The 18,763-nt window shown below is 64.1% G+C and carries 16 protein-coding genes; 6 read left to right on the top strand and 10 right to left on the bottom strand.

Translation table 11 applies throughout. From position 1 onward, the window contains the following. Positions 1 to 7: 7 nt before the first annotated feature. Both EH165_RS12235 and EH165_RS12230 read left to right on the top strand, forming a co-directional pair. Positions 8 to 1,498 carry an ABC transporter permease gene (locus EH165_RS12235; protein WP_124799692.1) on the top strand — a complete coding sequence of 497 codons (1,491 nt, stop codon included), beginning with the start codon at positions 8 to 10 and terminating at the stop codon, positions 1,496 to 1,498. After that, the gene (locus EH165_RS12230) at positions 1,495 to 2,556 is read left to right on the top strand and encodes an ABC transporter ATP-binding protein (RefSeq protein ID WP_124799691.1); all 1,062 of its coding nucleotides are present in this window, start codon (positions 1,495 to 1,497) and stop codon (positions 2,554 to 2,556) included. Before EH165_RS12235 ends, EH165_RS12230 begins: the two co-directional genes overlap by 4 nt. A gap of 416 nt (positions 2,557 to 2,972) precedes the next feature. Here EH165_RS12230 and EH165_RS12225 read toward each other — a convergent pair whose 3' ends face one another. Then, a complete protein-coding gene (locus tag EH165_RS12225; RefSeq protein WP_124799690.1) occupies positions 2,973 to 3,653 on the bottom strand; it encodes an ABC transporter ATP-binding protein in 681 nt (226 codons plus the stop codon). Then, a complete protein-coding gene (locus EH165_RS12220) occupies positions 3,650 to 4,708 on the bottom strand; it encodes an ABC transporter permease (protein WP_124799689.1) in 1,059 nt (352 codons plus the stop codon). Before EH165_RS12220 ends, EH165_RS12225 begins: the two co-directional genes overlap by 4 nt. A gap of 210 nt (positions 4,709 to 4,918) precedes the next feature. Here EH165_RS12220 and EH165_RS12215 point away from each other — a divergent pair, with 210 nt between their 5' ends. Both EH165_RS12215 and EH165_RS12210 read left to right on the top strand, forming a co-directional pair. Then, entirely contained in the window at positions 4,919 to 6,136 is a 1,218-nt protein-coding gene (locus EH165_RS12215; protein ID WP_124799688.1) for a sensor histidine kinase, read from the top strand. Next, positions 6,133 to 6,771, top strand: a complete 639-nt coding sequence (locus EH165_RS12210; protein WP_124799687.1) for a response regulator — start codon at positions 6,133 to 6,135, stop codon at positions 6,769 to 6,771. Before EH165_RS12215 ends, EH165_RS12210 begins: the two co-directional genes overlap by 4 nt. Positions 6,772 to 6,808: 37 nt before the next feature. On the opposite strand, the gene EH165_RS12205 is transcribed toward EH165_RS12210, so the two are convergent. Together EH165_RS12205 and EH165_RS12200 are read right to left on the bottom strand one after the other, a co-directional pair. Beyond that, positions 6,809 to 7,420, bottom strand: a complete 612-nt coding sequence (locus EH165_RS12205; protein ID WP_206425942.1) for a Rieske (2Fe-2S) protein — start codon at positions 7,418 to 7,420, stop codon at positions 6,809 to 6,811. 99 nt (positions 7,421 to 7,519) lie between these two features. Further along, positions 7,520 to 7,993 carry a L,D-transpeptidase family protein gene (locus tag EH165_RS12200; RefSeq protein WP_124799686.1) on the bottom strand — a complete coding sequence of 158 codons (474 nt, stop codon included), beginning with the start codon at positions 7,991 to 7,993 and terminating at the stop codon, positions 7,520 to 7,522. Between the two features lie 36 nt (positions 7,994 to 8,029). Between EH165_RS12200 and EH165_RS12195 the strand changes: the two genes are divergently transcribed. Next, a complete protein-coding gene (locus tag EH165_RS12195; RefSeq protein ID WP_124799685.1) occupies positions 8,030 to 8,674 on the top strand; it encodes an HAD-IA family hydrolase in 645 nt (214 codons plus the stop codon). 77 nt (positions 8,675 to 8,751) lie between these two features. On the opposite strand, the gene EH165_RS12190 is transcribed toward EH165_RS12195, so the two are convergent. The 3 genes from EH165_RS12190 to EH165_RS12180 form a co-directional block, all read right to left on the bottom strand. Then, positions 8,752 to 11,685 carry an aminotransferase gene (locus tag EH165_RS12190; RefSeq protein ID WP_124799684.1) on the bottom strand — a complete coding sequence of 978 codons (2,934 nt, stop codon included), beginning with the start codon at positions 11,683 to 11,685 and terminating at the stop codon, positions 8,752 to 8,754. A gap of 100 nt (positions 11,686 to 11,785) precedes the next feature. Further along, positions 11,786 to 13,267, bottom strand: a complete 1,482-nt coding sequence (locus tag EH165_RS12185) for a sensor histidine kinase (protein ID WP_124799683.1) — start codon at positions 13,265 to 13,267, stop codon at positions 11,786 to 11,788. Between the two features lie 77 nt (positions 13,268 to 13,344). Beyond that, positions 13,345 to 14,100, bottom strand: coding sequence for a response regulator transcription factor (locus EH165_RS12180; protein WP_124799682.1), 756 nt, complete (start codon positions 14,098 to 14,100; stop codon positions 13,345 to 13,347). 276 nt (positions 14,101 to 14,376) lie between these two features. Between EH165_RS12180 and EH165_RS12175 the strand changes: the two genes are divergently transcribed. Further along, positions 14,377 to 15,063, top strand: a complete 687-nt coding sequence (locus EH165_RS12175; RefSeq protein ID WP_124799681.1) for a hypothetical protein — start codon at positions 14,377 to 14,379, stop codon at positions 15,061 to 15,063. 138 nt (positions 15,064 to 15,201) lie between these two features. Here the strand turns inward: EH165_RS12175 and disA are convergent, their stop codons facing one another. From disA to EH165_RS12160, 3 genes are all read right to left on the bottom strand, one after another. Next, positions 15,202 to 16,287 carry a DNA integrity scanning diadenylate cyclase DisA gene (gene disA, locus EH165_RS12170; protein ID WP_124799680.1) on the bottom strand — a complete coding sequence of 362 codons (1,086 nt, stop codon included), beginning with the start codon at positions 16,285 to 16,287 and terminating at the stop codon, positions 15,202 to 15,204. 87 nt (positions 16,288 to 16,374) lie between these two features. Further along, positions 16,375 to 17,808 (bottom strand): DNA repair protein RadA, encoded by a 1,434-nt coding sequence (radA, locus tag EH165_RS12165; protein WP_124799679.1) that lies wholly within the window; start codon positions 17,806 to 17,808, stop codon positions 16,375 to 16,377. Positions 17,809 to 17,944: 136 nt separating this feature from the next. Then, complete coding sequence (locus EH165_RS12160; RefSeq protein ID WP_124799678.1) at positions 17,945 to 18,526, bottom strand: copper chaperone PCu(A)C domain-containing protein; 582 nt, start codon at positions 18,524 to 18,526, stop codon at positions 17,945 to 17,947. Positions 18,527 to 18,763 lie beyond the last annotated feature (237 nt).

The raw sequence follows: 18,763 nt of genomic DNA, 5'->3' as shown, positions 1-18,763 counted from the left end.
GGTCTTGATGTCGTTAGCGGGGTTGGTGGCCCTCGTCTCGCTAGTGCCGATCGGGTTCGTGGTGTGGTCGCTGATTCAAGCCGGCCCAGAACGTGCGCGCGCGCTGATCTTTCGGCCCCGCGTTGGCGAATTGTTGCTCAACACCGGCTTTCTCACCATCCTGACGATGTTGGCCTGCACCTTCCTGGGCTTGGGCTGCGCGCTGCTGGTGGAGCGCACCAACGTTGTTGGCAGACGGATCTGGGGCCCGTTGCTGGTGGCGCCCCTTGCTATTCCCGCGTTCGTCACCAGCTACGGCTGGGTGTCGGTGGTCCCCAGCATCGACGGCCTCAGCGGCTCCACGCTGATCCTGACATTGGCCTATTTCCCGCTCGTGTACCTGCCGGTCGCCGGGGCACTTCGGACCATCGACCCCGCTTGGCGCGAACAGGCGCGTTCGCTCGGAATGGGCTCGATTCGGTCGTTCGTATCCGTCACGCTCCCACAGCTGCGACCGGCGCTGCTCGGTGGTTGCCTGCTCGTCGGTATCCACGTGCTGGCAGAGTTCGGCGCTTTTCAAACACTGCGCTTCTCCACCTTTACAACAGCTATTTACGAACAGTTCCAGTCGTCATTCGCCAGCACCGCAGGCAACATGTTGGCCATCGTTTTAGTCGGCTGCTGCTTGATTCTCGTCGTGGGGGAGTATCTGCTCTCCCGCCGCCGAACAGCGCGAGTGGGCGCGGGGAGTCCCCGGGTCCAGGAACCGATTCGGCTGGGCCGCTGGATGGCGCCAGCGCTACTGGCGCTGTCGACCGTCGTCATCGGCGCACTCGTGGTGCCGCTGTCGAGTGTGGCTTACTGGCTGGGGCTCGGTGGGCCCGCCGTCTGGACCAGCTCCGTGTGGTCTGCCGCTGCGGCGACCCTCAAAATCGGCGCGATCGCGGCATTGATGGTGACGGTGCTGGCCTTCCCCGCCTCCTACCTGGCTGTGCGCCGTCGCGGCGTGGTTAGCGCGACCACCGAACGCATCAGCTACCTGGCCGGTTCGATGCCCTCACTCGTCATCTCGCTGGCGTTGGTCACCGTGACCGTGCACTACCTCAAGCCCATCTATCAGACACAGTTCACCCTGCTCGTGGCCTACTTGCTGCTGTTTCTGCCGCGGGCAATGGTGTCTATCCGCGCGGGCCTCGCCCAGTCTCGGGTGGAACTGGAAGAGGCCTCCCGCGCCTTGGGTAAGGCGTCATTCGTGACGTTATGGCGCGTGACGCTCCCGCTCGCCGCGCCGGGGATCGCCACGGCGGCGTCATTGGTGTTTCTCGCGGTGACCACTGAATTGACCGCGACGCTGATGTTGGGTCCTACAGGTTTTAGAACGCTCGCTACGCGCTTTTGGAGTTTGACGGGCAGTATTGACTATGTGGCCGCCGCCCCGTATGCGGCTTTAATGATTGGAGTGTCAGTTCCTGTGACTTTCCTGCTGCTGCAACAATCCCGGCGGGTGCTCGGCCGATGAACCACCTCGTCGTAACAGGTCTGCACAAGAGCTTTGGCGCCGTCCGCGCACTGGACGGCGTCGACCTTCAGGTGGCTGCCGGCAGTACCACCGCGCTGCTGGGTCCGTCCGGCTGCGGTAAAACCACACTGCTGCGGATCATTGCCGGATTCGAGCGACCCGACGCTGGCTCCGTCGTGATCGGCGGCGAAGTGGTTACCGTGGGAGGCACTTCTGCGGCGCGCTGGGTGCCGCCGGAACGCCGTGCGATTGGCTACGTCGCTCAGGAAGGTGCGTTGTTCCCACACCTGACGATCCGGCAAAACGTTGCATTCGCGTTGGGCCGCAAGGAACGTCGCGGCGATGCTCGAATCACGGAACTAATGGAACTTGTTAGCTTGGACTTAGGGATTCTGGGCCGACGCCCGCACGAACTGTCCGGCGGGCAACAACAGCGCGTGGCGCTGGCACGGGCGCTCGCGACCCGCCCCCGTTTAATGCTGCTGGATGAGCCGTTCGCCGCCCTCGACGCTGGTTTACGCAGCGCCACCAGGGATCTCGTGGCCGCGGTGCTAGCAAAAGAAGGAGTCACCACGGTGTTGGTGACGCACGACCAAGAGGAAGCGCTGTCGTTCGCCGACCAGGTCCTGGTGATGAGAAATGGCCAGGTGCAGCAGGCGGGCGCGCCGCGCGATATTTACAACGGCCCGAAGAACCTGTGGACGGCCGGTTTCCTGGGGGACACCGTCCAACTCCCCGGGGTGGCCTCGGGGAGTACGGTACGCTGTGCTCTCGGCGCCTTACAGCTCGAAAAGGCCTGCGCTGCAGGTGATGTCACGGTGATGATTCGGCCCGAGCAGATCGCCGTGATGCCGTGCGATGCATCGCACCCATGCCCGCGCGGCGTAGTGGCCGGGCTCAGCTATCGCGGGCACGACTCGTTGATGACGGTCAAGCTCGCCGACGATCCTTCGCTCACCGTCACCTGCCGGGCGCTGGACCACCCGGGGATGCCGGGCGTCGGCACGTCCGTGGACCTGCAGGTGATCGGACCGGTCAGCGCGTATTCGCCGGAGTGAGCGCGCGGCTGGGGGGCTGGGTTGGCTGGGTGCGCTGGGTTGTTTGGGTTGGCTGTGTTGGCTGGGTCGGTAAGTTTCAGATCTGGGACCATTAGCCCGCTGTGAGCGGGTGATTGGTACCAAATTCCAGTCTCGGGCCCGGTTGTAGCGCCGGCCGTCAAACGAGACTCGCAGCGGCGCTAGATTTCGCCGAGCGGTGCGCTATGACGCAAATTCCGGCTCCCCGGGCGCTCTAGCGCACCGCTCGGCGAAACCCTGGGCGCTCTAGCGCACCGCTCGGCGAAGCCCTGGGCGCTCTAGCGCACCGCTCGGCGAAACCCCGGGCGCGATAGCGCACCGCTCGGCGAAACCCCGGGCACTAGAACCCAAGCCGCTCGGCGAAACCCCGGGCGCGATAGCGCAGAACGAAAAGCCCGTCACCAGTTCGCGAGCTGGGTGGTCTTGCCATCCACGATCTCTGTGACGCGGTCGGCATCGGCCAAGAGGTCGCGATTGTGCGTCACCATGACGGTGGTGAGTGCCCGCTCGGTGGTGAGACTGCGGAGCAAGTCCAGGATCGCCTGGCCGCGCTCGCTGTCCAACGCGCTCGTGGGCTCGTCGACCAGGAGCACCGAAGGATCGTTCATCAGTCCGCGCGCGATGGTCACCCGCTGCCGCTGGCCGCCGGACAGCTGATTCGGGCGGCGGTGAGAGTGCTCGACCAAGCCGACGGCATCCAGCAAGTCCAGGGCCCGCTTGCGCGCCGGACCCAGTGGCTTCCCAGCCAGGTGGGCGATCACCACCAACTGTTCGAGGGCGGTGAGCGAGGCCAGCAGATTGCTGCTTTGAAACACGATGCCGATCTTCTCCCGTCGCACCCGAGCGGTATCTTTGCGGCTCAGGGAGGCGAGGTCCTCGCCGTCCAGTATGACGCGTCCGGAGTCGGGAGTCATCAGCGTCGCGGCGACCGCGAGCAGGCTCGACTTGCCGGAACCGGACGGCCCGACAATGGCGGTGAGGGTGCCAGGGTCGGCCGTCAAGCTGACGTTGTCGAGCGCGGTGAGGCGACGATCGCCGTCGGGAAAGGTGAGGGTGATGTCTTCCAGTTGCAGGGTCATCGGGCACTTCCTAACGCGGTGAGGGGGTCGATGGTGGTGACGCGGCGCAGCGAGATGGCGGCCCCGGCGAGGCCGAGCGCGATCATCACCGCAGCGGGGAACAGGAGCGTGCCCAGGCTGAGAACAAATGGCACAGTTGAACCAGCGAGCGCGCCGATTCCGGCGGCGAGCGCGGTGCCGGTGGTGGTGCCGATCAACAGCAGGACCAGTGCCTGGCCGAGGGCGTCTTTGAGCAAATATCCGGTGGAGGCGCCGACGGCCTTGAGGATCGCGATCTCGCCGCTGCGCTGCACCGTCCACACGGTGAAGAACGCGCCGATCACCAACGCGGAGATCGCGAAGAGCAACATCCGCATCAGTTGCAGCGAGCCATTTTCGGAGGTGTAGGAGCCGATCGCCGCCAGCGAATTATCCGGTGTGACGGTGGTGGTGCCGAGCTGTTGGTCGGCGGCGGCCAAATCGGCATCGCTCGTTTGCAGCGCGATGACACTTGCCACCCCCGCCGCCTGGCCCGTCGCCGGCCGGTCGGCCATTGACGCCCAGAGAAGCGGTGCATGAGAGAACTCATCGGACCCGGCCACCGACGCGACCATGACGGACTTACCTGCTAGGTCGACCTGATCACCGCCTGAGACGCCAAGCGCCACAGCGGCTTTGGTGCTAAGTACGACACTGCCGGCGCGAACGTCAGGCGCCAGCGCCGAGCCGGGGTTCACCGCGAAGACGGCGACACCCGCGCTGCGGTCACCAGCGCTCGCCCGGCTCATGGCAATGCTGATCGGTTCGGCACGGTCCACACCGGGTACCTTCGCCCACTCCCCTTGCACCTGTGGGCTGAGAATCGAATCACTGAACGACAGGCTTGCGCCGCTCGCGGGTGCGGCGAAAACCAAGTGGTCGGCGCTGATGTCGGTGATGGCGGAGGTATTGCCACGCCCCAACCCGGCGGTGAGCCCGGACAACAGCACCACCAGCAACGTGATGAGCGTGACGACCGCGCCCATGAGTGCGAATCGCCCCTTGGCGAAGCGAAGATCTCGAATGGCGACGAACACGCCGGTTTCCTTCCATGACGGGCGCGCCTTCGGGTTCTACAAGCGAAGGCGCGTCAGATGCCGCGCACTGCGGCACCACGACCAACAATCGTCGATGGTGCGAGGTGGGGCATCGACGGAAAGACCGGTTACACGGAGCCGGAAGTCGGATGCCGAGATCAACCTTTTGATGGATGCGCCGGAGGCAGCGGCGCTTAGGCTGGAGGCAATATGCCTGAAATCCGTGCTCTCTCAAGCCCCGTTGCGGTACCCGCACTATTGCGGTGGTGCATGCACTTGCTGGTCGCGGCACTGTTACTGCTGATCGCGCTACGAGCTGTGGCTGACAAAGGTTCCCCCGTGGTGGGTATCCTGCTGACGACCATGGCGGTCGGAATCATCTACGCGACCCAGGCAAAGCTGCCGGCGATTAAGAGTTCGTCATCCGCGGCGGCGATGTGGCTTGGGGCGCTGTTAATCAGCTGGCTCGGACTGCTGTTTCTCACGCCCGATGCAATCTATCTGGCGTTCCCGTGGTTCTTTCTCACCCTGCACCTTCTGCCTCGCCGAGCTGGCCTGGCTGTGCTGGCAGCGACAGCGATCGCTGCAATTGGCGGTTTCGCTTGGCATCAAACACGTTTCACCGCCGCGATGGCCATAGGGCCGATCCTGGGCGCCGGTGTTGCGGTTGTCACGGTGTGGGGCTACCAAGCGCTGCACGCAGAAAGTGAACAACGCCGGCAACTGATCGAGCAGCTCCACCACACCCGCGCGGAACTCGCTGCGGCAGAACGAGAATCCGGAATGTTGGGCGAGCGAGAGCGGTTGGCGCGAGAGATCCACGACACTTTGGCGCAGGGGCTCTCGAGCATCCAATTACTGCTCCGTGCGGCGGGTCGCACCTTGCCACCGGAATCGGCTCGGGCTGCTGAACTGATCGAGCAGGCTAGAGCCGCGGCCCAGGACAACCTCATTGAGGCGCGGCGCTTTGTGGCTGCGCTGGCGCCGCCGGCCTTGCAACAGTCATCGTTGGTGGCGGCGCTGCAGCGACTCTGCGAGACAACCTCGCAGCACATGGGCTTCCCCGTGGTGTTTCGTCTCGAAGGGGCGATGATTGCGTTGCCCACTCCGGTCGAAGTGGCGCTCCTGCGGATCGCCCAGACAGCACTGGGGAACACCACCCAGCACGCATGCGCCACTCGCGCCGCCATCACCCTCACCGTCATGGACACCGTGGTGAGCCTTGACATCGTCGATGATGGAATGGGTTTCGACGTGGTCGATCCCGCAACACTTCCCGGACCGAATGGCGGGTTCGGTCTGACGTCGATGCGATCGCGCGCCACCGAACTGGGCGGCGTGATGACGATCGAATCCGAGCCGGGCCAAGGCACTGCAATCGCCGTGACTATCGACTTGGCTCGCACGCCGTCGAAACAAGACCGATGACCAACCCCATCAGGCTCCTGCTGGCCGACGACCACCCAGTGGTACGCGCCGGCCTGCGCGCGGTCTTGGAATCGGAGTGCGACCTGGTAGTGATCGCCGACGTCGCCACCGCGGAAGATGCCGTTACCAGGTCTGCTGCGGGCGACATCGATGTGGTGCTCATGGATCTGCAGTTTGGCTCTGGAATGGGTGGGGCCGAGGCGACCAAAATCATCACCGCCCTCTCTTCGGGGCCGCGCGTGCTGATCCTCACCACCTACGACAGCGAAGCCGACATCCTCGCAGGCATTGAGGCGGGCGCCAGCGGCTATCTGCTCAAGGATGCGCCGCCGGAGGAACTAACCGCGGCGGTGCGCGCGGCGGCGGGTGGGCAGTCAGCGCTAGCCCCGGCCATCGCGCTGCGGCTGATGCAGCGCATGCGCCTACCCAGCCAGTCGCTGTCTAGCCGCGAAGCCGAGGTGCTTGCTTTGGTGGCCGAAGGCCTTTCCAATAAACAGATCTCACAGCACCTGTTCTTGTCTCAGGCCACCGTCAAGTCGCATCTCGTGCATATTTTCACCAAACTCGGCGTAGATTCGCGGACCGCAGCCGTGGCCGCCGCCGAAGCGCGCGGCCTGATCCGCCGGGATCGCTGAAGACCGATCCTTGTGGCTTGACACCCGGGCGGGCCAGCTAGGCGCGAACGACCTGGTCGCCTTGGACCTTGACCGGGATAGCTGCCAACGGCACTTTTGCGGGCCCCTGCAGAACTGCTCCGGTGAAGGCGTCGAACTCAGACCCGTGGCAGGGGCACTGCAGCGTGGCGCCAGCGCTGCCGACTGTGCACTGTTGATGAGGACAGACGGCGGTGAAGGCAAGTACGTCATTGCCCTTGCGAGCCAGGGCAATCGGTTCGCCGCCGACTTTTACTACCAGTGACCCGCCATCAGGAATAGCGGAAACTCCGGTCAATGCATCAACTGGAGCGCCGCTGGCCGCTGCTGATGTCCCGCTGGAGGCGGGAGCGCTGGAAGAAGCAGCGCTGGAGGCGGCAGTGCTGGAGGCGGGAGCGCTGGAAGAAGCAGCGCTGGAAGCGGCGGTGCTGGACATAAACGTGGCAGTGCTGGACATGGGCGTATCGGACGCGGAGGCGCACGCCGCCAGTACGCCAGCGCCGGCAATGACCCCCGCCCCAATGGCGGCGCGCCTGGTCAGGACGGCAGCCTTCGTGGGAATGGCGCACGCCTGGCAGGGGCCAGTTGCCAGGGAGGGGTCGAGTTCGTGTAGGGCTTCGCAATTCGTCATAATCGGTCCTCACCGTTGGTGGGCCGTGTAGACACTGCCCGACCTCCGAGAGTAGAGCAGCGTCCTGGGAAGGAGGCCGGAGCCGCATGTTGGCCCAGTTCAGCGACCTAAGGCAAGCGCTTTGGTGGTGATGAACAGTGCATTTACCTCGTTGGCGCCGATGGCCATCACGGGCATCCGCGTTGGATCCAACCAGCGCATCAGCGCCAAGATGTCGTCGCGAGAGAGTGCGACGCACCCCTGCGTGGGCACGCCGGCGGAGACATGCAAGAAAAAGGTGCTGCCAGCCCCGGGGATGCGCGCCGCGGTGTTGTAGTCGATCACCACGGCGTACTCGTATTCGGGCATGATCGCGCCCAGTTGTTCGGAAACGTTGGTGTCAAAAGGGCAGGCGTCCCTATCGCAGACCTGGCGCGTGTTGTAGCGCGGCGAATCGACATCCGACACCCACCAGTCCCGCGGGCCAACCCGATGGTAGGGGAGCAACGTGGTCGGCTCTATCGCCTGCCGTCGCAACACCTGCATTTCTGCCTGCGCCACGCCCAGCGCTGGCGGCGATGTGAAACTCCGCATTCGCGTCCCCTGCACCGGATCGGCGACACTCATCCCATGACGCAATGGGTAGTTGACGCAGTGCTGTTCGATCTCGACGGCACCCTTATCGATTCCACACCGAGTGTGGAGCGCAGCTGGCGGCTATTAGCGGAGCGGATCGGACTCGACTTCGATCGGGATATTAACGGCAGTTTCCACGGGGTGCCAGCGAAACAAACATTGACCAGGCTGATGATCGACGCGAGCGCCACCGAAGTCGATGAGACCGCCGAGTGGCTCGTTGAACTCGAAGCAGGCGATACCGACGACATTATCGTTCTACCAGGCACTCTCAGCGTTCTCGAACAACTCCCGGCGAATCGGTGGGCGATCGTCACCAGTGGGACTCGTCGCCTCGCCACCGCCCGGCTGCTCGCGGCGGGACTCCCAGTTCCGCGCACAATGATCACCGCGGACGACGTCACGGTCGGCAAGCCTGACCCCGCCCCTTACCTGCTGGGGGCCGAGCGGCTCGGGTTTCACCCCGCCCGCTGCCTTGTCGTGGAGGACGCACCCGCTGGCATCAGCAGCGGGCTAGCCGCCGGTTGCCAGGTACTGGGACTGCGAACCACCCACGACGATTTGCTCGGGACCACTATCCAAGATCTGTCGGAATTGGAGATTTCGGCGGACAGGTTAGGAATTATCGTTACCTTCTAGGTCTTTCGGAAACGGAATGGAGCGAGAGCGGGGTCGTGCCCCTCCACAGTCCAGTCCTTGCTAGAATCTGCGCCGCTTCACCAGCCCCGCGTCAAGACCTCGTCGAGTTGCTGGACAAAAAACGTAGCGCTGCTCATGGACAGGCACAGCGGCGGCTTGATTTTCAGCACATTCTGTCGGTCCGCCGTCGGTTGCACGATCACCCCGCGCTCCCGTAGTCGCTCGCAGATCGCGAAGGTTTCTTCTCGAGCAGCTTCCAGGGTGTCGCGATCTCGCACCAACTCCACGCCCAAATACAGTCCCATTCCGTGGACGGCGCCGATTATGTGATGCGTTTCCATCAGATGCAGTAACTCCGCCTTCAGATGCGCGCCCACCTCCGTTGCGTTGCGCTGCAGGTTTTCTCGCTCCAATACTTGCAGGACGGTGAGTCCGATCCGGCAGCTCAGGCCGCTCCCGCCAGCGGAGGAGAAGAAGCTCCCTTCGCCGCGGAAGGCGTCGGCGATCTCCCGAGTGGTGATCACCGCGCCCAATGGGTGGCCGTTGCCCATCGATTTAGCGACGGTGATGATGTCTGGCACCACCCGTTGCTCCTCGAAACCCCAGAAGTATTCACCAAGCCTGCCGAACCCGACCTGGACCTCGTCGGCGATGCAGACGCCACCCCGGGCGCGGATTAATTCGTACACCCCGGCGAGATACTCGCGTGGCAAAGGCACACCGCCGGCATTGCCGTAAAACGATTCGCTGATGAAAGCGGCAACCGCGATACCGCGCGAGTCCAGCTCGCTGAGCTGCCGGGCGATATCGGCGACGTAACGCGGGCCGGAGTCGGGGCCGCGGTAGATACCGCGATAGGTGTTGGGCGCCGCGGCCAGGTGCACCCACTCCGGGCGGGTTTCCAAGGCGGAAGGATTGTCCGCCAACGATGTTGACACAGCATCAGAGCCCATGGACCAACCGTGATAGGCCTCTTTGACGGTCACCACTGCGCTCCGGCCGGTTGCGGCCCCCGCCATCCGCAGCGCGAGGTCAACCGCTTCGGTCCCGCTGTTAACGAGCAGGACCTCGTCCAACCCCGCCGGCGCGAGGTCGGACAGCTGCGAGCAGAGTTCGCCGAGCACCTCGTAATGGAACCGTGAATTGGTGTTGAGCAACTGCCACTGATCCGCTGCAGCAGCAGCGATTTCGGGATGGCCATGACCAAGGATGGTCACGTTGTTCATCATGTCCAGATAGCTGCGGCCCCGAATGTCAATGAGATGATGTTGCCAGCCGCGCTCAATCTGCGGTGGCTGTTGGTAGTAGATCTCCTGCACCTGCGCGAAGTGAAACTGCCTGCGGCGCAACATATCGTCTCCGGTCGCGGAGGTGGCAGCAGCTCTAAACCCCAAGATCTGAGACGGATCGGGGCAGAGGCGGAGCCAGCCAGCGGCGTGATCGGGAGTAGCAAACTGTGGCGGCGCTAGGTCGGCGACCGTGGACAGCTGTACCCAGAGGCGGCCGTATTCAACGGTGCGGTCCGACCGCACCGTGCCGAGGAGCTCGCCAGCAGCAACGGTTGTTCCCGCCTCGAGCTGGCATTCAAGTCCTTGCAGAATGAGCGAAAAACCCGCACACACAAGAACTGCGCCGTCAGGGGTGGGGGTGAAAGTGCCGCCCACAGGTGCGTGGACAGCACTTCCCGCGGGGACGAAGAGCTCCGTGCCCAGCGCGCAGGTGGCCTGCTCGGCGCTGGTGTCCACCTCGGTCCGCGTCATCCGGAACTGACCGTAAGGAGCCAGGAGCGCAGATGCGGGTGTCGCTGTGGCAATGCGGTCCCGCACCAGCGCGGCTTCGCTATCCGAACGGCGCCACCGCCCACCGTGCAGGTCTGGACTCGTTGACGAGAAGTCCAGCGGGACAGCGTGTTTTATGGCAGGAAGGAGCCGCGCACCTACAGGTCCGTCGGGAGCAGGCGCACACTCCGCCGGGCGCCCGAGGGCCGATCGAAACAGCTCCCGCATCAGGTCGAAAGGCAGCGCGAGCGCCTGTTCGAAGATCATCCATTCTTTGTCGCGTCCTGAAGCGGCGTAAGCGTTAGTTGGGTCGATAGCGACCTGCTGTTCGCCGCTGACCTCCAGCACCGCTCCGCGAAGCAATACCAACGGCCACAGCGCGGCTATCTCGGTGTCGGTAAGGCGGATCTGCTCATCAAACGCCCGCGCCGCAGCTATCAAAGCACCTACCTCGCCGGGATTATGGTGCAACAGACAAGAGAGCGTGACGGCGAGTTCGGCGACCAGCCAGCCGTAGCCCAGGTCGCCGAAATCGATGACGCCGCAGGCGATTGCCTGGCCTGCCCGATTCGGCTCGGCAACCACATTGTCGTCGGTGATGTCGCCGTGGATGGTCTGCACACGGAGCTCGCCGGCGAGATTTTCGAGGGCGGCCGCGACGTGAGCGGTGGCCTGAAGTACCTGCTGGCGTCGAGCCTGGCCCTGAATATGGTGCTGCAACCGCTCGACCACTGCGACACCGTTGCGAAGATCCCACTGCTGATCCCGGCCAAGACCGGAGGGTGTCAGCCCCGCCGACTTCAGTCCTGACAACGCCGCTGCAGTTCGACCCGCCAACTTGCCGAGCGCGGTAGCGGAGGCAGGAGATAGGTAACCGGCGCTCGTCAACGGGCTGCCGTCGAGGAAGGTCAGCAGGCGCACACCGGAGTCCTTGTACCGGTAGACACTCTCCCCAGAGAGGCCGAGAACCACCTGTGGCACAGTGATTCCAGCTGCGGTCAAGAACCTGAGGGCTTCGTTTTGCGCCAGTAGTTCGTCATTGGTGAATTCTGGGTTAGCCACCTTGAGCAGGAAGCTGGGCCCCTCAGCAGCCTGGATGCGGAAATTGCGGTCCTGTTGGCTACCCAGCTCGGTGATGTGGCCGGTGCGGCCGAAGAGTTCCTGGGCCAGCGTGCTGGCCTCGGCAACGCTCATATCCGGGCGGGGCAGGCCTGCGGCGGCGAGCGGGTTCATGACGAATACCCTAAGTCCAAAAAGGCCCTGCGCGCTCGGGTGTGAGCGCGCGTCCATCGGGATACCAACCATCTCGTTGGTATCCCGCGAGCCACCACTTCTACGGCGCTGATAGCTCGATCTGTGCCGGAAGGTGCACGGTGAAGTCGGTGCTGCCCGGCCGCGTGTTCACCGCTACGGTGCCACCATGGGCGCGCACCACTGCCGCAACAATTGCAAGCCCCAGACCCGTTGAGCCGGCGGCGCGGGATCGAGCAGTACCCGATCGCACAAAGCGGTGAAACAGATCGGGTAGCACCTCGGGAGCAATGCCCGGCCCATCATCGGAAACCGTCAAGGTCGCAGCGGCCAGAGTGCCAGCGGCGCAATGGTTACCATCCGCGGCCAGCGTGACGGTCACCGTGCAGCCCGGTGGCGTGTGGGTTGCAGCGTTGCTCAGGAGGTTAGCCAGCACCTGATGCAGCCCTGCCGAATCACCGACCGTGATCACCGGGGTGGCAGGCAAATCCAACTGCCACCGGTGCTCAGGTCCGGCGACTCGAGCATCGCTCACCACGTCGACGACCAAGCTCGTGAGGTCCACCGTGCTCTGCTCCATCGGGCGGCCCGCGTCCAGGCGGGCGAGCAACAGCAAATCGTTGACCAGATGGCTCATCCGAACCGACTCCGAATCGACCCGGCGCAGCGCGTGGTTGATGGTTTCCGGGTCGGCAAAGGGCCGCGTTGCCAACTCTGCGTACCCACGGATAGCGGCCAAGGGGGTCCGAAGCTCGTGGGAGGCGTCGGCCACGAATTGACGAACCTGTTGCTCGCTCCGCTCCCGCGCATCCAGGGCTTGCCCCACGTGGCCCAGAAGCTGGTTCAGCGCAGCACCCACCTGACCGATCTCGGTGAACGGACTGGTGTCCGCCTCTGGTACTCGGATGGGCAAATTCACCTTTCCGCTGTCGAGGCGAACACCCGAAACCTGACGTGCGGTGGCCGCCACTCGGTCCAGCGGTCGCAGCGTGCGACCGATTAAGAGATAGGAGGCAATTGCGGCTACCAGTAGGCCACCACCGATGACGAGCATCATGGTCCGGCTGAGTTGGTTCAAAACCCCCACGCCAGCAGAAAGCGGCAAACCCACCACCTGCGTGGCGCCGCTGGCCATCCTGGTGGATTGAACGCGGTAAGGCCCCAAACTGCCCAGGACGACGGTTTTTGGACTTGAGCTCGCCGTTATCTGACGGAGCAGCTCGCGGGCGTCGTCGGGTACGGCTTGACAACCGGTCTGGCGATTGAAAACAGTTGCTAGAACACTGTTCTGATCGATGATTGCGACCAGATTTTCTTGGTAGCGCGGCTGCGGACCAACCTTGCTGGGGTTATTGGCGGAGCAAATCGCCAGGAAGGCACCCTCTGTGGTTGCCGCTGCGCCAGCTGCTCCCGAAGCCGCGGGACGTGCAGGGCGCCCGATTTCCACGGGATCGCTTCGAAGGTCCGTGCTCAGCTGGTTGTCGATCTGCTTCACCACGTAGCGGTTCAGGATCAGTTGGGTGCTGATCCCCACCACCCCTGCGACCAGAAGGACGAGCAACATCGAGAAAAGGGTGAGCTTGGTCCGGAGGGTCCAAGGTTTGCGTGGCCAGGTTCGCAGCGACCCAGGTTCGGACACTTCTAGCTGGCCGTTTCACTGGTTGCAGGTTTGAGGACGTATCCGAAACCCCGTTTCGTGTGGATCATCGGGGGGTGGTCGGCATCAATCTTCTTGCGCAAATAGGAAATGTAGAGCTCGACAATGTTGGCCTGGCCGCCGAAATCGTAGTTCCACACCCGGTCCAGAATCTGAGCTTTTGACAGCACCCGCTTGCTGTTGACCATGAGGTAGCGCAGCAATTCGAATTCGGTGGCCGTCAACCCGATCAGCTTCCCGGCCCTTGTCACCTCGCGGCTGTCTTCGTTGAGCACCAGATCACCTACCACCACCTGCGTGTCCATGGACACGGTGTCGTGCGCCCGCCTCATCAGTCCGCGAAGCCGTAACACCAGCTCCTGCAACGAGAATGGCTTCGTCACGTAATCATCACCGCCGGCGGTGAGACCCGCGATCCGGTCCTCCACGCTGTCCCGGGCGGTCAGAAAAAGCACCGGAGCTTCTTCGCCGCCGGAGCGCAGTTGGCGAAGGACCTGCAATCCGTCCATGTCCGGCAACATCACGTCCAGCACGATTGCGTCCGGTCGAAATGTTCGCGCCGCGGCGATCGCAGACCCGCCGTCGCCAGCGGTGTGGGTCTTCCAACCTTCATACCGCAAAGCCATCGAGACCAGCTCGGCCAACGTGGGCTCGTCATCCACAATCAGGACGCGCAGCGGACGTCCGTCGGCGCCGCGTAGTTCTGCAAGCCCGGTTCCAGGAGATGACGGTGCACTCATGACGGTGATCATCGTCTGGTGAGCGCCCTGAAGGCTATGAAAAACCTGTGCGCCTCCTGTGTCGCGTGCCGCGCACGGGTGTCGAACAGGCTCGGCGCGAACTTCCCCAGTCGCGGTCGGCGTGCTCGCAGGAATGCACAGCGGCTCCGACCTGTGCGCACAGCTGGCGTACAGGTTCGCGCTCGAGGCTGAGGAGGTAGTTGATTCGGCGGGCCCTCGCCGGAGCTGCCACAGAGAAGTTCACCGTTAACTCCGAGCACAAAGGATGGACAGCAGATGACGAACGACAGCAGCGACTTCCAACACACCGGTGTCCCCGCCGCACCCTTACCCCCCAAAAAAGACTCTCTGAGGTTCTGGAGCAAGCAGACCCTGGCGGGGGCGGCCGTAGTCGCCGTCGTTATCGGGGCAGGTTTGGGGATCAGCGGCCTGGCCAATGCGGATACGCCCAGTACTTCGGCCGGGACCTCGGTGGTCGCGTCGGACGCACCGGGCGGGGCTGCTGCGTCTGGCGCGGCGTCGAAAGCTGGTCGCCCTGGCGGGCACAGGCCGGGCCAATGGTTGAAAAACCATGCGTTGCATGGGGAATTCGTTGTCTCGGTGCCCGTTGGCAAGGGCAAGGCCACCGCCAGTACCGAGACCAAGACCATCCGGGTGCAGTTCGGCAAGATCACCGGGGCAGACGCGACGTCGGTGACCGTGCTGAGCACGGACGGATTCAGCGCCACCTACGTCCCTGGGGCGAAGGTGAATGTCTCCACATTGGCTGTCGGCGACGAAGTCACTGTCAGGGCGAGCGTGGTCGGTGACGTCGTTACCGCTGAGCACATCGGCAAAAAGGGTGAGCGTCCGGTGGGCGTGGCTGGCAATCGCGGCGGCACTGCCCCGGGCGCTGGTGACACTGCCCCGGGCGCGCCCGCGGATTCGGGATCCAGTTCCAGTTCGGCGCCAGCTACGAGCTAGGTGCTTTACGTCGCTCAGCGCCGCGATAGGACTGACCGGCAGCAAGAAACTGAGGCCCCGCGCAACTGCGCGGGGCCTCAGTGCTGCAGTAGATCAAGCCGCGCCAGGATCGGGGCGCGTCAGGGTTGGCTCCACTCGTTACAGCGTCGCTCCGAACCGATCCACGATGGACGACTCCGCGAGCCTGGAGAGTCCTTCTCGAACCACCCTGGCCCTGGCCTCGCCTACGCCGTCGACCATCTGCAGGTCACCAGCGGTTGCCGCAAGCAGCCCCTGCAAATTCTCGAAGTGGCTGATGAGCCGCTCTTGAATAGCGGGTGGTACGCGGGGGATCCCGGCGAGCAACCGGTAACCGCGAGGGCTGACGTGGTGGTCCAACGTGTCCGGCAGAATCACGTACCCGAACTCCCGTGCCATCGAGGTCATGTCGAGCAGGGTGTCCTCCTCGAGCGAGTCGAGCGAGCTCACGATTTCTTCGACCGCGCGAGTGTTGCTGTCGGGCAAGTAGTCTCGCACCAAAAGCTCCCGGGCACCCTCGGTTGCACCGGTCAGCTCCTCCAACTGCAGCGCTGGCAGACGGCCGTCCGAGCCGAGTTCGACTATGTCGCTGGCGATCTCGTCGGCGATCCGGCGCACCATCAGCAGCCGCTGCATCACCGTCATCACGTCTCGCAGTGTCGTGAAGTCTTCGATTTCCAGGGCCGACAGCGAATGGGAAACCTCGTCGAGTCGATCTCGGTACCGCTGCAGGGTGGCCAGTGCCTGGTTGGCGCGCGCCAGAATCGACGAAGAGTCTGCCACCACGTACCGGGAACCACCGAAATACAGGCTGATGATCGACATGGAGTGGCTCACCGAGATGATCGGGAGTCCAGTCTGAATTGCGGTGCGCTCCGCCGTGCGGTGCCTGGTCCCAGACTCGACGGTGGGGATGGTCGGGTCGGGCATCAGCTGCACATTGGCGCGCAGAATCTTCGTCGCCCCGTCGTTGAGGATGACGGCACCGTCCATTTTCGAGAGCTCACGCAGGCGCGTCGGTGAGAAGTCGATGTTGATCTGAAAGCCACCGTCACTCAAGTCCTCGACCGTCCGATCGAAACCGAGGACGATCAGCGCCCCCGTCCGCCCGCGAAGGATTCGCTCGAGGCCCTCCCTTAGGTCCGTACCCGGCGCCAACTGTGCGAGTACTCCGCGCAGTGCGCTGCTGGTGGTTCGCTCGCTCATGCTTGATCCCCCCGTCCATCGACATACCCAGGCTAGGCAACCCTGGTGAAGCAGTACACCGCCGCAGCCAAGTGTAAGCGGACGCCGCTAGCTGGCGCGTTGCTTAAGCCAACTCGTGATGCCCGCATCGTTGCCCAGCGCGCGGAAGGCAGCGCCGAGGTCGTCGACTTGGTCGACCTGCATGCCTTCCGGGCACTCGATATCCGGGCTCACAGGGACCAGTGCGTGATTGAAACCCAGCCTTTTTGCCTCCGCGAGGCGGCGGCTGATCAGGGATACTGGCCGCACGTCAGCGGAAAGGCCCAGCTCACCGATGATCACCAACCCTTGAGCCAGTGGGATGTCTCGTTGGGAAGACCACAACGCCATGGCCAGGGCAAGGTCGGCAGCGGGTTCCGTCATTTTTGCCCCTCCCACCGTTGCCGACATCACATCGTTATTGGCAAAGTGCAGCCCCGCCCAGCGTTGGAGTACCGCAATTACCATGTCCACCCGCGGAGTCGCCAGGCCCGCGACGGACCGGCGGCCGCCGTGTTCTCCCGAGGACTTGGTGACCAAAGTCTGGATCTCCACTGGCAGAGCACGGCGCCCTTCGATGGCGATGGTCGCGCACGTGCCAGGGACCGCAGCTCGCCGCGCCGACAGGAAGAGCCCGGAGGGGTCGGCGAGTGACACAATGCCGTCGCCAGCCATCTGGAAGCAACCGACCTCGTCGGATGGACCAAACCTGTTTTTGACCCCGCGGACCAACCGCAAGCTGGAATGCCTATCGCCTTCGAAGTGCAGCACCACGTCTACGAGATGCTCCAGCACTCGCGGGCCAGCGATTGCCCCATCTTTTGTGACGTGGCCGACGAGGACGGTGGCCATACCGCGTTTCTTCGCGACTGCTGTCAATGCCGATGCGACCGCTCGCACCTGGGTGACCCCGCCCGCCGACCCATCAACCTCGGCCGCGGCGATGGTTTGCACGGAGTCGACAATGAGCAACCCGGGTGACACCGCATCAATATGCGATAGCGCTGCCGACAGCTCGGTTTCCGCGGCGAGATACACATCCGGATGCAGGGCGCCGATTCGACCGGCCCTGAGACGGACCTGTTCGGCCGACTCCTCACCCGTGATGATGAGCACCGGACCATTGCCGCGCGCGGCCCACGCCTGCGCGGCCGCCAACAGCAAGGTCGATTTGCCGACCCCGGGTTCGCCTGCAAGCAGCACGACGGATCCCGGCACCAGTCCACCACCGAGGACCCGGTCCAATTCGCCAATACCGCTGGGCCGTACAGAGATTGCGGATGCATCTATTTTGAACAACGGCCGGGCAGGTTCGGTTACTGGGCCCGCACTGATTTTGCGCAACGCGCCGCTGACGGGGCCAGCCTCGGCCATGGTGCCCCACGCTTGGCATTCTGGGCACCGGCCGTGCCACTTAACCGACGCGTTGCCGCATTCCGTGCAGGAATACGAGGGGCGAGCAGCTTTGGCAGCGGAGGTTTTGGAAACAGCGGGTGTGGCCATGGGAATCACGGTAAGGGTAAGCACCGACACTGGGCCGATGCGACACGTGTTCGAATGGATTGAGGGGTGGAGACAATGCGCACTACCGAGGGGAGCAGGGGCAGATCGCTCGCGCCCAGAACGTGGGCGCGGGAAGTCAGTGCCCCGCTTCGCCCTCGGTGCCACCGGACCAGATACTGCCGTGCTCTGCAGGAAGGATGTTGACCGTCTCACGGGTGAGCGAAGGGTCGCGCTCCGCCGGAATCTCGATCGGAACATTGACCTTCACCGTGCCGCCGCTGGCGAACGAGAACGTCATCGGAATGGAGTGCCCAAACGGGAGCTGCTCGACAAGTCCCGTCAGGGTCAGTGTCAATGGGTTGTCGCCGCCCACCTTTACCAGCGACTTGGAAGCGATAGCGCCGTCGCCGGATACCTTCACGCTCGCGGCCGCGGGAGTGCTAACGGACACGAGCTTGTCGGCTGTCAGGGCAGAGTTCGTAATTACCAGCGACATCGGGATGTCCGACCCAGCTGGATACCCGCCGGTGGGCGCTGTGGCCAGCAGGACGTTGCGGACCCCGATCTTGCCGGAATCGCCGTTAGCGCCATCGACTGCAGCGACTTGGTTGGCGGTCTGGGCGATCTGTCCCGCGGCGCAGCCGGACAGCACGAGGGCCAGTGCGACACCCGCTGCGGGCACGAAGCGAAGGCGCGAGTACTGGGCGATCCGGGCCACGAGGGTCCCCTTTCAGAGCAAAACGGTCGAGGGTGAAGCGGTGAAAGCCGAGGGTGAAGCGGTGAAAAAGAGACACCTGAATTTCGGTCGCGGTGCGGCCGAGTCACCTCCAGAGTAGTCGCCGTTTTCGGGCCTGTGCGCGCGGGTGCTGTGAGGACGCGCACCACTGCACTCGGAGCCGCGCGCACGCCAAGATCGGGCACCCGTCGAACACGCGAAATCTCCGGCCCCCGGGGG

The organism is Nakamurella antarctica, from assembly GCF_003860405.1.
Lineage (GTDB): Bacteria > Actinomycetota > Actinomycetes > Mycobacteriales > Nakamurellaceae > Nakamurella > Nakamurella antarctica.
The sequence above is the reverse complement of the archived record's forward strand: the minus strand, read 5'-3'. Positions and strand labels throughout refer to the sequence as shown.